Here is a 13,401-nt window from a genome sequence, read left to right on the forward strand (position 1 = left end):
TGCTGCCATCATCTTATCGCAGAAGGTTGTTGCCCCATGCACGGAAAAGTTGAAACAGCCGTATGATCAAGCGAGAGATTTCCAGCCATGCGCGATAGGGCAAAACCGTCAAATAGCGCCATTTGGGCAGTTTGAAATCCGGCCCTTGGTTTTGGATTTGCGTCACCTCGCCGGTAATTTGCGCGCAAGGCAGGGGTTTGACGAAAACCGCCCGCAGGCCTGCAAGATATTCGAGGTCAAACATAATGTCATAGGCCAACCGCATGGGCAGTTGCCGCACCAACCATTTGGCCGCGCGCCGATTGACCATATAGGCCCCCGCACCTTTTTCGCGGGTTAGGGCCAGGGCTAGACGATAGCGCCCTGTAAGCCCGCTATAGGGAATGGCGCGGCCCGTATTCACAGTTGAAAGGCGCAGAATATCCCATTCGCCCGCCCGCGCGACTGCGGCCTGCATCACCTGCGTAAAATCAGGCTCGAATGTAATGTCATCTTCTAAGATCAGCGCGTGATCCGCGTCACTGTTTAGAAATTCGCGCAGGGCCTCGATATGGCTGAAGTAACACCCAACCTCAGCGGGTGCGCGTCTGCGGCCATGCAGCAGGCGATAGGCCAAATCGCTGAAATCAGGATGGGGAAACTGCAGCATTTTGCCATCCACCGCCGCGATCCGCTGATAGGGTAGGCCAATCGTCCGAAGCCGCGCGTCAAGCTTGGCCAAGCGCGCAGGCGCGCGATCCAAATTGATCAGATAGGTTTTGACCTTATCAAGGGAGGCGCGTGCAGATTGGGGCATGGATATTATGATAGGCCTGTCAGTGTTGGTAAAAAAAGGGGCTACAGGCTTGCCTGCGTTGGTGCAAGGGCCAAGGCGTAGGCAATGGTGCGGCAGGACTGTGCAGAATATTCGCGCAAGCGCCCGATCTTGCGCCTTCACGCATCGAATCCCTTGCGCAAAGATTGATTTCTTCTAAAGGTCGAATGCTATGCACCCCTGATTAGGGGCGAATTTGGGGGATATAAATGGCCCGATCCTTTGATCTGGGAAGGTTCCTGCGCCGCGATGAGACCAAAGGAATGGTTCTGATCGCGCCCCCATTCATTTACGCGGTTTTGCTGCTGGCGGCTCCTTTGACCGCGATTGTTTTGTTTTCCTTCTGGACGCAGGATTTCATGACGATTGATCGCAGCTTTACTTTGTCGAATTACCGCGAGGCTTTCACAGACCCGCTATATATGGAATTGCTGTCGCGCTCTTTGCGCATATCGTTATCGGTGACGGCCATCACAGTCGTGTTGGCATTTCCCGTGGCCTATTTCGTGTCCTTCTATGTGGCCCCAGAACGCAAATCCTTGTGGCTGTTTTTGATCACAATCCCGTTTTGGACAAGCTACCTGATCCGCGTGTTTTTGTGGCGGGTGATTTTGGCCTATGATGGGCCCGTAAACGGCACATTGGTGGGCCTTGGTGTGATAGACGAGCCTTTGGCCTGGATCCTCTACTCGGCCAATTCCGTGGTTATTACCTTGGCGCATGCTTATGCCCCCTTTGCGATTTTGCCGATTTTCGTCAGCCTTGAGAAAATAGATCGATCCTTGCATGAGACGGGGCGCGATTTGGGGGAAAATCGTGTGATGGTGTTTTTGCGTGTCACATTGCCCCTTGCGATGCCGGGTGTTTTGGCCGCGGTTTTGATCGTGTTTATTCCGACAATCGGCGATTACGTCACCCCGCGTCTTGTGGGCGGGTCGGATGGCACGATGATTGCGAATATGATCCAAACACAATTCATGCGCCTCAATAACGCGCCGATGGGGGCGACCTTATCGGTTTTGGCGATGCTGATGGTGGGGTTTGTCTCGCTTGTGATGATCCTTGGCACATTGCGGTGGACACGCGGGGGCAAATCGAAATGAAGGGGCAAAGCCTTAAGATCTATGTGATCCTTTATTTGGTGTTTTTATACGCACCGATTGTGCTTTTGCCATTATTTGCCTTCAATTCGGGCACAGTCATCGCCTTCCCGTTGCAGGGCTTTACCTTTGGCTGGTTCATCGAGGTTTTCACCACCCAAGCCTTGGTTGAGGCCGCGCGCAATTCCGTCTTTATCGCGGTCTCGGTTGCGGTCTTGTCGACCTGTTTTGGCCTGTTCGCGGCACGCGCCGCCACGCGGTATAATTTTCCTGCCAAAGGGGGAATTGTGGGCTTTGTCATGTTGCCCTTGGTTCTACCCGAAATCATTGTGGCGGTGTCCTTATTGGTCGTGTTGATCCAAGCGGGGCTGTCCACGGGGATTTGGTCGGTGATTGCAGGCCATGTTTTGATCTGCACCCCGTTTTCAATTGCGATCCTGCAAGGCAGCTTTACCAATATGGACAAAAGCCTAGAAGAGGCGGCTGTGGATTTGGGCGAAACACCCCTCAGCACGTTTCGCCTTGTCACCTTGCCGCTTGTCGCACCTGGCATCATTGCGTCCCTTTTGATCTGCTTCACGATCAGTCTGGACGAATTTATTATCGCCTTCTTCCTGTCTGGGAATGAGCCGACCTTGCCCGTTTATATCTGGGGTTTGCTGCGCTTTCCTGCGCGGGTTCCTGTGATCATGGCGCTTGGGACATTGTTGGTGGCGTTGTCGATTATTCTGTTGATCACTGCCGAATATTTCCGCCGCCGTGGCCTGCGCAGTGCAGGCAAGCGCGATGTTGGAGGGTTTTTATGACCAAGCAAGAGCCAATCATCCGTCTAGAGAATGTCCACAAATATTACGGCGATTATCATGCGCTGCGGGGCATCACGGCCGAAATCGGGCAGGGTGAATTCTTCTCGCTGCTGGGGCCATCAGGCTGCGGCAAGACCACGCTTTTGCGCGCGATTGCGGGCTTTGAGGATATCTCCTCAGGCGCGATCATGCTTGGCGGCAAGAATATGGAGGGGGTGGCGCCAAACCATCGCCCCACCAATATGGTGTTTCAATCCTATGCGATTTTCCCGCATTTGAATGTCGAGCAAAACGTGGCCTTTGGTTTGCGAAAATCGGGGATGTCTGCAGCGGATAAGACACGCGCCGTAGGGCAGGCCTTGGAAATGGTGGGCCTTGGGGGCTATGGCGCGCGCGCGGCACACGCGCTTTCGGGCGGGCAAAGGCAGCGTGTCGCCTTGGCCCGTGCCCTGATCCTAAAGCCGAAGGTTTTGCTTCTTGATGAGCCGCTTTCGGCCTTGGACAAAAAAATGCGCGAGGTGATGCAGGTTGAATTGATCAAACTGCAACGCGAAGTGGGGATTACCTTTATCCTTGTGACCCATGACCAAGAAGAGGCTTTGGTCATGTCTGATCGCATCGCGGTGATGTTCGAGGGCGAGATCGCGCAATTGGATGACCCCGAGCGCCTTTATCGCCGCCCTGTCAGCCGCAGGGTAGGGGAATTCATCGGGATGATGAATTTCCTTGAGGGCAGTTTGGAACACTCGGGCGGTTTGTCTGTAGATATCGCGGGGCTTGGCCGCGCGGAGATCGCCCCCGAGCAAGTGGTTGGATCAGGCGCTGCGGGGGCCGTTTCCATTGGGCTGCGCCCTGAAACCCTGTCGATCCTCTTTGACGATGATCCCAAATCCGCGCGCACCGCTCAAGGTGTGGTGGATGAGGTCGTCTATTATGGCGATATGACCTATTATGATTTGCGCCTTGATGGGGCTGCGCGCCCTGTGCGGATTTCTATGCGCAATGTGGTGGGCCGCCCTGTTCTTGAGGTCGGCGCGCGCGCCCGCGTCAGTTGGGATCCCCGCGCGTTTACGGTCTTCACTTAACACTGCTTTTCTACAAAAAACATATAGGTGCCATTCTCTTGGTGAGATGAGATCAGGGCGTGGCCCGCCTCGGCACAAAAATGCGGCACATCAATCTGGGCCATCGCATCGGTGGCGCAGAGCTTGACCACCGCGCCGATCTGCGCCGCCCGTATCGCCTTTTGCAGACGCAAAACAGGCAGCGGGCAGCGTAAATCGCGCGCATCAATTTCAATCTCATATGGGATATGGTCTTGCATGGGGTGTGGCTTAGCGCGCGGGCCTGCCTGCCGTCCACAAGAATGTGATCTCCTGCGCAGAGCGGCCATAGGTGACGCAGGGGCAAAAATACCCTAAAGCCAAACTTATGTTCGGAATCGATCTATATGACGCATCGCTTTTGCCCGCGATCCTAGTGGCGTTAACCGCAGGGGTGCTGAGTTTTCTCAGCCCTTGTGTGTTGCCTATTGTTCCACCTTATCTGGCCTATATGGGCGGGATCAGCCTAGACGATGCCAAGGGGCGGGGACGCAATCGTGCGGTTGTTGCGGCCTTGTTTTTTGTTCTGGGCCTTTCGACCGTGTTTTTATTTTTGGGCTTTACCGCTTCAATTTTTGGCCAGTTTTTTCTGCAAAATCAAATTCTTTTGTCCCGTATCTCGGGCGCGGTTATCATCGTTTTTGGCCTTCATTTTTTGGGGGTTTTCCGTATCCCGATATTGGATCGCGAAGCACGGCTTGATGCGGGTGATCGGGGCGGATCTGCACTTGGGGCCTATGTTTTGGGCTTAGCTTTTGCCTTTGGCTGGACGCCGTGCATTGGCCCGCAGCTTGGGGTGATCCTAACCTTGGCCGCGAATGAGGCCAGCCTTGCGCGCGGTACAATCTTACTTGGGGTATATGCCGCGGGTTTGGGGATACCGTTCTTGCTAAGCGCGCTGTTTCTTGAGCGTGCGATGGGGGTCATGGCGCGGCTCAAGCGCCATATGAAGCTGATCGAGCGGCTGATGGGGGCGCTTTTGATTGTCGTGGGGCTTGCCCTTTTGACGGGTGCGTTTTCTGCCTTTTCTTTCTGGCTTCTAGAGAATTTCCCAGCCCTTGGTGCGCTCGGTTAAAGGTTTTTTTCATATAGCAATTTCCACTCTTTCGGCGATAGTCTGGCCGCATGGATGGGGTGGGTCATATCGTGCGCCGTAGGGCGGTTTTCTTTGTGCCAGGGTTTGACCCTGCGCCGCCACGCGCCTTGCGCGAACGGTATCGCCGCGAGGCCGCGAAACAGGCCCGTCTCTCAGGCCATGTGATCCAAATCAGCGTGGATGGCACCCATGCATGGCGCGTGGATGCGGTGATCGAGGGGCAGGAATGCGAAATACGAATTTAGGTTCTGGCATGGTCTGATTTGGTGCGCGCAGAAATGCGTGGGGGTGGTGTTTCGCGCAGTTTTGCCAATCTCACCCACGCGGCGCTGACCTATATTCGGGCAGGGGCGATTGCGCCCTTGTTCTCGCTGCGCAAGGGGCCTGTGATTGCAATCTCTTACCCTGTCTTGGTGGTGCTGGCTGAATTTTTGGTTGCCGCGCATCTGCACAGGCGCGGGGTTTGCAATGGTTGAGGGGGGTGTCCTCTTGGCCATGCTGGCCCGCGCCTATCGGTTAGACCTGATTGAAGGGCGCGCCCCTCCGCGCTCTGTGGCCCATCTTGCCTTGCGCGCCGCCAATGGGATTTGGCTCAACATCACGCAGCGCTAACGGTAGCGATAACATCGCCCATGCCCCTATGCAGCCCTGTTTTATTGGCGTATGCAGCCAAAAGGCGCAGCTAGAAAAAGGCGGTTTTACGATGTTTGATATGTTCCAAGACATGCGCACGCGCATCATGACGGATGCAGGCTTTATCGCCGCTTTGGATCAATCGGGCGGCTCCACCCCAAAGGCGCTGGCGCTTTATGGCATTACGGAAGATGCTTATAGCAGCGAGGCGGAAATGTTTGCGCTGATGCATCAGATGCGCGCTCGGATCATTATGGCGCGCGATTTCACCGCCGAGAAAATTCTAGGCGCGATCCTGTTCGAGCGCACCATGCGCGACACGGTCAACGGCACGCCTGTGGCAGAACTTCTGTGGCGCGATAAGGGCGTTGTGCCGTTTTTGAAAATCGACAAAGGCTTGGAAGAGACACGCGATGATGTGCAGCTTCTTAAACCGATTTCGGGCTTAACGGCGCTCTTGTCACTTGCGCGCGCCTTTGGCGTCTTTGGCACCAAGGAACGCTCGGTCATCCATGCCGCCAATGCAGGTGGCATCGAGGCGGTTGTGGCGCAGCAATTCGATCTTGCGGCAGAGGTCTGCGCAGCAGGGTTGGTGCCGATTATTGAGCCAGAAGTGAATATTCACGCGGATACCAAATCCGAGGCGGAAACCCTATTGTGCGATGCCATTGCCCGCCATTTGGATCAACTGGCCGCTGGCCATGAGGTGATGCTCAAGCTGACCATTCCAAATGAAGCAGGGCTTTATGATGGTTTGGCCGATCACCCCTGTGTCTTGCGGGTGGTGGCCCTGTCGGGGGGCTATAGCACAGATGACGCTTGTGCGCGCCTGTCGCATAACCCAAAAATGATAGCAAGCTTTAGCCGTGCCCTGACCGAAGGCTTAAATGTGGCGCAATCTGATGCCGAATTTAACGCGGCACTTGGGGCGAATATTGATAAGATTTACCGCGCGTCTCTTTGAGCGCGCACTTCTTTTAGGACAAATAACCTAATCGCCGTGGCAAGGCCCGAGGATAATCCACGGGCCTCGTCTATTTCTGCGGCTAGGGCATTCACCGACTGCCCGCGCGCAGCGGCAATAGCGCAGAATTCCTCCCAAAACGGATCCTCCAATGAGACGGAGCTGCGATGCCCGCGCAAGGTGAGGGAATGCTTTTTCGGGCGGTCAGTCATTCTGCATCATATTCTGAATCGGGGGTCAGTTTATGCTGATCCAACACTTCGCGAAGACGCGCCTCGCGCGTGGCGGCGAGTAATTTCTCAGCCTTCGATTGACCAAATTTTAAAGCATTTTCAGATGCCTGTTCGCGGTTCTTCATGCGTTGTTTTTCCTTGCGCGCGCGGCGTAGATTGATGATCTGGCTCATACTCGTCACTCTTTGCAAGGGGACTATCTGGCGGTTTCAGGGGTGATTTGGCAAGAAAAATGGGGTGCCTGCAAGAGGCACCCCATCATTCGTGATCAAAATGCTGCAGTGATTAGCCTTTGGGGCCAATCATATCTTCGGGGCGGACCACGCGGTCAAAGGTTTCCCCGTCGACAAAGCCCAGATTAATGGCCTCTTCGCGCAAGGTCGTGCCATTCTTATGGGCGGTTTTCGCAACCTTGGTGGCATTGTCATAACCGATTGTGGGCGCAAGCGCGGTGACCAACATGAGGCTTTCGCGCATCAGCTTTTCGATCCGCTCGACATTGGCCTGTGTGTCTTTCAGCATACGCTCGGTAAAGCTATCGGCAGCATCTCCCAACAGCTGCATGGATTGCAGCAGGTTATAGGCCATCATCGGGTTATAGACGTTTAATTCAAAATGGCCTTGGCTGCCCGCAAAGGAAATCGCGGCGTCATTGCCCAAGATATGGGCGCAGACCTGTGTCATCGCCTCGGCCTGTGTTGGGTTCACTTTGCCGGGCATGATTGAGCTGCCTGGTTCATTTTCGGGCAGGATCAATTCACCAAGGCCCGACCGCGGGCCAGAGCCCAAAAAGCGCATATCATTGGCGATCTTATAGGCGGCCATTGCCGTTGTTTTAATCGCGCCCGACATAAAGACCATCGCATCATGCGCGGCCAAGGCTTCGAATTTATTGGGTGCGGTGATGAAGGGCAGGCCCGTGATCCGCGCCATATTGGCCGCAACTGTGGTGTCCCAGCCTTTATCCGTGTTCAGGCCAGTGCCAACCGCTGTGCCGCCCTGTGCCAATTCGTAAATGCCTGGCAGGGCCATTTCGATACGGGCAATCCCATTGCGGATTTGCTGCGCATAGCCCGAGAATTCTTGCCCCAAGGTCAGTGGGGTTGCGTCTTGGGTATGGGTGCGCCCAATCTTGATAATGTCCTTGAACTCCTTGGCCTTCGCCTCAAGGGCGGTGGCCAGTTTGTCGAGGCCAGGCAGCAAGACATCGCGCGCTGTCATTGCGGCGGCGATATGCATGGCGGTGGGGAAGGTGTCGTTAGACGATTGCCCCATATTGCAATGATCATTGGGGTGCACGGGTGTTTTCGAGCCAATCACACCGCCCAAGATTTCAATCGCGCGGTTCGAGATCACCTCATTCGCGTTCATATTGGATTGCGTGCCAGAGCCTGTTTGCCACACCACAAGGGGGAAATGATCATCAAGCTTGCCATCAATCACCTCTTGCGCCGCCGTAATCATGGCATCGGCCAAGTCCGCGGGCAGTTTGCCGCTTGCCTTATTCGCCTCGGCACAGGCGCGTTTGATCACCCCAAGGGCGCGCACGATGGCAACGGGCTGTTTCTCCCACCCAATGGGGAAGTTCATCAGGCTGCGCTGTGTCTGCGCGCCCCAATAGCGGTCGGCAGGAACCTCCAACGGGCCAAAACTATCGGATTCGGTGCGGGTTTGGGTCATCAAAGATCCTCCAGTATGCTGTTGCATACCAAATAGGGCCTGCGCCGCTTAATCGCAACGGGGAATTTAGTGCATCGGCCGCGTAAAGCGATAGACGCGGGCAGGGGGCAGGTTGCGCCAGATCTTATCGCCGCGTGTCCATGACAGGGCCATCTCCTTGCGTAGATCGGCATTCACCGAAGGGTTTGGCCCATAGGTGAATTGCACAAAGCTGCCCTCGGGCGCGAGGCTGTTGAAACTGCCGTTGAGAATATCGCGCTGCACCCCAATGGGCATCGACAGGAGCGGCAGGCCCGAGATCACGGCCTGCACATTGTTTAACCCCAACTTGTCGAGATCACAGGCGCTCATGTTATGGACATTCACCCCTGCAAAACTCTCGCGCAGATGGGTGCAAAAGTTGGGGTTCATTTCAACCGAATGAAGCATATGCGGGGCAATTCCACGGCCCAAAATGGCGTGGGTGATGTTGCCCGTGCCCGGGCCCAATTCGATCACGGGGCCTTTATTGGGATCAAGACCTGCAACCATCTCTTGGCACAGCGCCGCCGATGAGGGGGCCAATGCCACAACCTGATGGGGTTTTGACACAATCTGAGATAGGAATAAGCGCAGATCTTTGTTCATACCGCATCCGATGCAGGGTTATTGTAATTTATTTATGTCGAATATGCGGGATGCCCACAAATTTCAGGTATTTTTTCTGAACCGATCCAGTGATACCACTTCGCCTTGCGCTTTGGCCCCTTTCGGGGCGGGGTCGGGGTCAGTGACGGGGTCATCCTCGGCGGGGGTGTCTGGGTCGGGGGTGTCATCTTTGGCTTCCACCGATTCAAACCGCAGACCAAATTCAACCGAAGGATCAACGAAGGTGACAATCGCGTCAAAGGGCACGCGCAGCGCCTCGGGGTTGTCGCCAAAATTCAGAACGATGGAAAACCCGTCCTCATCCACCTCAAGCGCGTCATACCAATGTTGGATCACAATGGTCATTTCCGCGTCATACCGCTCGCGCAGCCAATCGGCCATTTCCACATCAGGGTGGCCCGTGGCGAAGGTGATGAAGAAATGATGGTTCCCGGGCAGGCCGTTATCCGCGACATCCTCTAGCACAGTCTGGATCAGCTTGCGCATTGCGTGATGCATCAAGCGACCATAGGGGATAGAGGCGTTGGAACTCGAACTCATCTTCATTGCCTTTGCTGCATCTGCAGCCCCAAGCATAGAAGATTCGGAACGGAAAGAAAGCGCGGTTTTGGTCCGCGCCTCAGCTATTTGCGAGGATCAACCACGCGGCCAATCCCGCCTCGCAGCCAAAAAAGGTCAGGCTTTGACGCGACCACGCCTTGTCGCGCAGGATCGAGGTGATCCGACCAAGCGCTGCCCCCGCATAGGCCAATCCCATCACAACCCATGCCAGCGGGTCACTGATCAAGATCGCGCCCAGACCAAGGCCCACAAACAAACAGCCCGAGGCGGCAGAGACTTCGGTATAGGCCATATTGGTGGGGCCTGCGCGCATATCAAGCACATCCATCGTCCAACGCGTGGCCAACCACCCAAGCGCGCCAAGGGCGATGGTGATCGCGCCCGCCGCGAAATTTAGAATATCAACGATGCTCATCTGACCCTTCTAAGCCCTGTCTTTCCCCTTATTCGGCGGGGGCGTGGGATTGGATCACTTTTCCTTGCATTCGCAAGAAAATCTTTTCGGCGTCTTGGTTGGAAATTGGGGGGCAATCGGGGGGAAAGTGCAGGCTTCTGTTGCCAGGTGCCTGCGGACCCCGCCTTACGCGGCTAGGCGCAAGGGCTTAGTTTCGGCGACCCGAACTGCTTACGCAGCCAGAGCCATTGCCGGAGCACGGTTGTCATTTGCAACTGTACGATTTGAACCGATAACGGTGGTATCTCACCGAGACAAAGCTAACCCCTTTAGACGTTCGTCGATCCTATTTCGGCCCCATGATCCGCAAATGACGGGGTATGGTGGAGCCGCCGGGTACCGCCCCCGGGTCCGATCCGCTTATTACGAGCGCGTTTATGTCCATAGCCCCGCGAAGGGGACAGGGGGAATATAGGCGCTGTGGGGGCGGATGGGAAGGGGGGCAGCCTTCTAAAGGTTGGTTCGATTAGCGTCCGTCCCACGCCCCCCCAAAAACGCAAAACGAGCGCCCTTTCGGGCGCTCGTCTCGTTTCCACCTTCTGAACTAAATCAGAAGCCTGCTTTGATCCGCACAAAGGCCTCGGCCTGTGCCTCCCGGCGGTCGTTGCTGATGGGCAGCTGTGCCAGAACGGGTACGGTCACTTCGCCCAAGCCATTGGCCTCGAGCGTTTCTGCGCCAAGGGCGGCAAGGGCCGCGCTATTGGCGGTGCCAAAGCCGCCATCAAGCAGGGGCTGTGCTGACACCTCGGACTGCATCGCGTTGACGAAGTCATAGGCCTTGTCCTCTGATCCTGGTGCATCGGCCATATTCACATAGCCGCACAGCCAGACCGATGTGCCCTCGACCGTGTTGCGTTCAAACCCAACGGGGAAGCCTTCATCGGCCAACGCCACGGGCACCTCGTTCCATGCCCAAGCCACCAGAACCTCGCCCGATGCCATCAACTGGCCTAATTCGGCGGGGTCGGTCCAATAGGTGCGCAGGTTTTCGTGAATCGAACGCAGCCATTCGGTGGCGGCCTCAAACTCGGCATCTGTGGCTTTCGTCCAATCGGTAATCCCTGTCGCCAGATAGGCCAGCGCATAGGCGTCATCGACATTGTCAGGGATCGACAAGCGGCCCGCGAAGGCGGGATCAGTGAAGACTTGCAATGAGGACACGTGTTCGGCGGTCACTTCCTCGGTGTTATAGGTGATCGCGGTCGTGCCGTAATCGGTGGGCAGGAAGAACAGCTCAGACATGCCCGCAAGCACATCTTGGCCCACGAGGCTTGCATCGAGATTGTCAAAGGCCGCGATGCGGTTCTGATCCCATGGTTCGATGATGCCTGACTCTTGCCAACGTGGCACGGAGCCTGCGCAAATATGGGTCACATCGGATTTGAACCCAGAGACCAGACGCTGAAACGCTTCGTCCTCATCCCCGAAGAACACAAAGCTGGGGCTTGCGCCATGTTGGTCGATATAGGGTTGGTGGTAGCCGGGTTCTTCAAAGCCCGAATAATCGAACACGGTCAATTCGCTATCCTGGGCGAGGGCCACACCAGACATCGCCATCAGTGCAACAGTGCTAAAGAGCATTTTCTTGGTCATAAGCAGCAATCCCGATCCTGTGAGTTAAGGGAAAAATCGCAACGGACGCTAGGGCGAAGCCAGCCATCACGCAAGAGGATTCGCGAAATTCGCGCTCTGGGATTGGGCAAGTGCCAAAGAATTAAGCAGTTTGTGACCCGAGATTTTACCCCCCATACCTTGACCCGCCAGATGCTGCACTAGCTTGCACCCAAAAGATCGGGTTGGGCCTTGTGACACCGCCCCAAAACAGGAAATGCCAAGGCCAATTGCGCCAACGGCCAAAGATCAAAAAGAGGGGTCATGACAGACGCGCCTGTCCTATATTGGATCCGCCGTGATTTTCGCCTCAGCGATAATCCCGCGCTTGTGGCCGCCGCCACCATGGGGCCTGTGATCCCCGTTGTGATTTTGGATGACAGCATTGATCAGATGGGCGCGGCCCCCCGTTGGCGCTATGAAATGGGGCTGCGTGCCTTGGCCCGCGCCTATCGCGCCCACGGTCTTGATCTGGTGATCCGCAAAGGGGCGGCTGATGCGGTCTTGGCGGATCTTGTGGCCACGACTGGGGCCAAGGCGGTGCATTGGAACAGGCTCTATGGCCCCTATGCCCGCGCGCGCGACAGTGCTATCAAGACGGCGTTGCGCGATCAAGGCATCGCTGCACAAAGCCATAATGGCCATCTCCTGTTCGAGCCATGGGAAGTGCAAACAGGGCAGGGTGGGTTTTATCGCGTTTATACCCCCTATTGGCGCGCGGTGATGGGGCGTGATGTGGCGCGCCCCTTGCCCGTGCCCGCCTTGCGCGGGGTTGATCACGCGCTTGACAGCCTATCAGCCGAGGATCTGAACCTTGCGCCGCAAATGCGCCGTGGCGCGGGCGTTTTGGCGCGCTATGCGCAAATCGGGGCCGAGGCCGCCCAAACCTGTCTGGCGCAATTCCTCGATCACAAGGTGGGGGCCTACAAAGACAAACGTGATTTTCTTGATCAAGACGCTTGTTCTAACCTGTCCGAGCATCTGTCGCTTGGCGAAATCAGCCCGCGCGAGATTTGGCATATGGGGTGGGAGGCACATCGCCATGGTGCGGCGGGGGCTGAGCATTTTGTGAAGGAATTGGTTTGGCGCGAATTCGCCTATCATCTTCTGTATCACTCGCCCCAGATTGCGACTGAAAATTGGCGACCTGACTGGGACAGTTTCCCATGGGCCACCGACCCGCATGCCCCGCAGGTTATGGCGTGGAAACAGGGGCGGACGGGCATTCAAGTGATCGATGCAGCGATGCGCGAGCTGTATGTGACGGGGCGTATGCACAATCGCGCGCGGATGTTGGTGGGGTCCTATCTGACCAAACATATGATGTGCCATTGGAAAATTGGGCTTGATTGGTTCGCCGATTGCCTGATTGATTGGGATCCCGCCGCCAATGCGATGGGGTGGCAATGGGTTGCGGGCTCTGGCCCTGATGCGGCCCCTTATTTCCGCATCTTCAACCCAGAAACCCAAGGCGAAAAATTTGACAAGCACGGGCGGTATCGGGCGCGCTGGATTGCTGAGCTATCAAACCCTGCACCGCAAACCGCGCTTGATTTCTTTGAAGCCGCGCCGCGGTCGTGGAATTTGCAGCCTAAAATGGGCTATCCCACCCGCCCCATTGTGGATCTGGCCGAGGGGCGCGCGCGGGCGCTTGCTGCATATGGCGCGCGAAATTCTTAACGCATGCAACGATGAGAT

General features: G+C 56.2%; 18 protein-coding genes and 1 other RNA gene. 9 read left to right on the plus strand and 10 right to left on the minus strand.

The features are described from left to right. Positions 1-13: 13 nt before the first annotated feature. Positions 14-796: a glycosyltransferase family 25 protein gene (locus AAC637_RS01445; protein ID WP_340302002.1), complete on the minus strand. Its 783-nt coding sequence runs from the start codon at positions 794-796 to the stop codon at positions 14-16. A gap of 227 nt (positions 797-1,023) precedes the next feature. Between AAC637_RS01445 and AAC637_RS01450 the strand changes: the two genes are divergently transcribed. From AAC637_RS01450 to AAC637_RS01460, 3 genes are read left to right on the plus strand one after another with little or no spacing between them, the layout of a single operon-like run. Then, a complete protein-coding gene (locus tag AAC637_RS01450; RefSeq protein ID WP_340302003.1) occupies positions 1,024-1,917 on the plus strand; it encodes an ABC transporter permease in 894 nt (297 codons plus the stop codon). Beyond that, positions 1,914-2,720 (plus strand): ABC transporter permease, encoded by an 807-nt coding sequence (locus AAC637_RS01455; RefSeq protein WP_340302004.1) that lies wholly within the window; start codon positions 1,914-1,916, stop codon positions 2,718-2,720. Before AAC637_RS01450 ends, AAC637_RS01455 begins: the two co-directional genes overlap by 4 nt. Then, positions 2,717-3,805 (plus strand): ABC transporter ATP-binding protein, encoded by a 1,089-nt coding sequence (locus AAC637_RS01460; protein ID WP_340302005.1) that lies wholly within the window; start codon positions 2,717-2,719, stop codon positions 3,803-3,805. Before AAC637_RS01455 ends, AAC637_RS01460 begins: the two co-directional genes overlap by 4 nt. Here AAC637_RS01460 and AAC637_RS01465 read toward each other — a convergent pair. Beyond that, a complete protein-coding gene (locus AAC637_RS01465; protein ID WP_340250994.1) occupies positions 3,802-4,044 on the minus strand; it encodes a sulfurtransferase TusA family protein in 243 nt (80 codons plus the stop codon). The genes AAC637_RS01460 and AAC637_RS01465 overlap by 4 nt on opposite strands. A 107-nt stretch (positions 4,045-4,151) precedes the next feature. On the opposite strand from AAC637_RS01465, the gene AAC637_RS01470 reads away from it, so the two are divergent. The 5 genes from AAC637_RS01470 (at position 4,152) to AAC637_RS01490 (ending at position 6,516) form a co-directional block, all read left to right on the plus strand. Continuing rightward, on the plus strand, positions 4,152-4,898 hold the full coding sequence (locus AAC637_RS01470) for a cytochrome c biogenesis CcdA family protein (RefSeq protein WP_340302006.1): 747 nt from the start codon (positions 4,152-4,154) through the stop codon (positions 4,896-4,898). Between the two features lie 50 nt (positions 4,899-4,948). Next, entirely contained in the window at positions 4,949-5,164 is a 216-nt protein-coding gene (locus AAC637_RS01475; protein ID WP_340302007.1) for a hypothetical protein, read from the plus strand. Between the two features lie 21 nt (positions 5,165-5,185). Continuing rightward, positions 5,186-5,395 carry a hypothetical protein gene (locus AAC637_RS01480; RefSeq protein ID WP_340302008.1) on the plus strand — a complete coding sequence of 70 codons (210 nt, stop codon included), beginning with the start codon at positions 5,186-5,188 and terminating at the stop codon, positions 5,393-5,395. Then, positions 5,388-5,531, plus strand: a complete 144-nt coding sequence (locus AAC637_RS01485; protein ID WP_340302009.1) for a hypothetical protein — start codon at positions 5,388-5,390, stop codon at positions 5,529-5,531. Before AAC637_RS01480 ends, AAC637_RS01485 begins: the two co-directional genes overlap by 8 nt. A gap of 91 nt (positions 5,532-5,622) precedes the next feature. Continuing rightward, a complete protein-coding gene (locus tag AAC637_RS01490) occupies positions 5,623-6,516 on the plus strand; it encodes a fructose bisphosphate aldolase (protein ID WP_445322698.1) in 894 nt (297 codons plus the stop codon). Here AAC637_RS01490 and AAC637_RS01495 read toward each other — a convergent pair. The 8 genes from AAC637_RS01495 to AAC637_RS01530 all read right to left on the minus strand — a co-directional run bounded on the left by AAC637_RS01495 (position 6,498) and on the right by AAC637_RS01530 (position 11,685). Further along, a complete protein-coding gene (locus AAC637_RS01495) occupies positions 6,498-6,728 on the minus strand; it encodes a ribbon-helix-helix domain-containing protein (protein ID WP_340302010.1) in 231 nt (76 codons plus the stop codon). The two genes, AAC637_RS01490 and AAC637_RS01495, sit on opposite strands and share 19 nt — an antisense overlap. Then, a complete protein-coding gene (locus AAC637_RS01500; protein ID WP_340302011.1) occupies positions 6,725-6,922 on the minus strand; it encodes a DUF4169 family protein in 198 nt (65 codons plus the stop codon). Before AAC637_RS01500 ends, AAC637_RS01495 begins: the two co-directional genes overlap by 4 nt. A 112-nt stretch (positions 6,923-7,034) precedes the next feature. Next, entirely contained in the window at positions 7,035-8,429 is a 1,395-nt protein-coding gene (gene fumC, locus AAC637_RS01505; RefSeq protein ID WP_317654858.1) for a class II fumarate hydratase, read from the minus strand. A 66-nt stretch (positions 8,430-8,495) separates the two neighbouring features. Further along, the gene (locus AAC637_RS01510; protein WP_340302012.1) at positions 8,496-9,056 is read right to left on the minus strand and encodes a class I SAM-dependent methyltransferase; all 561 of its coding nucleotides are present in this window, start codon (positions 9,054-9,056) and stop codon (positions 8,496-8,498) included. 63 nt (positions 9,057-9,119) lie between these two features. Further along, positions 9,120-9,617 (minus strand): SspB family protein, encoded by a 498-nt coding sequence (locus AAC637_RS01515; RefSeq protein ID WP_340302013.1) that lies wholly within the window; start codon positions 9,615-9,617, stop codon positions 9,120-9,122. A 79-nt stretch (positions 9,618-9,696) separates the two neighbouring features. After that, a complete protein-coding gene (locus tag AAC637_RS01520; RefSeq protein ID WP_340251007.1) occupies positions 9,697-10,053 on the minus strand; it encodes a DUF4345 domain-containing protein in 357 nt (118 codons plus the stop codon). Between the two features lie 126 nt (positions 10,054-10,179). Continuing rightward, positions 10,180-10,533, minus strand: a transfer-messenger RNA (tmRNA) gene (gene ssrA, locus AAC637_RS01525). 108 nt (positions 10,534-10,641) lie between these two features. Beyond that, a complete protein-coding gene (locus AAC637_RS01530; protein WP_340302014.1) occupies positions 10,642-11,685 on the minus strand; it encodes an extracellular solute-binding protein in 1,044 nt (347 codons plus the stop codon). 282 nt (positions 11,686-11,967) lie between these two features. Between AAC637_RS01530 and AAC637_RS01535 the strand changes: the two genes are divergently transcribed. After that, entirely contained in the window at positions 11,968-13,383 is a 1,416-nt protein-coding gene (locus tag AAC637_RS01535; RefSeq protein WP_340302015.1) for a cryptochrome/photolyase family protein, read from the plus strand. Positions 13,384-13,401: the final 18 nt, after the last annotated feature.

Source organism: Roseobacter sp. HKCCD7870, assembly GCF_037830315.1.
In the GTDB taxonomy this organism is placed as follows: Bacteria; Pseudomonadota; Alphaproteobacteria; order Rhodobacterales; family Rhodobacteraceae; genus M30B80.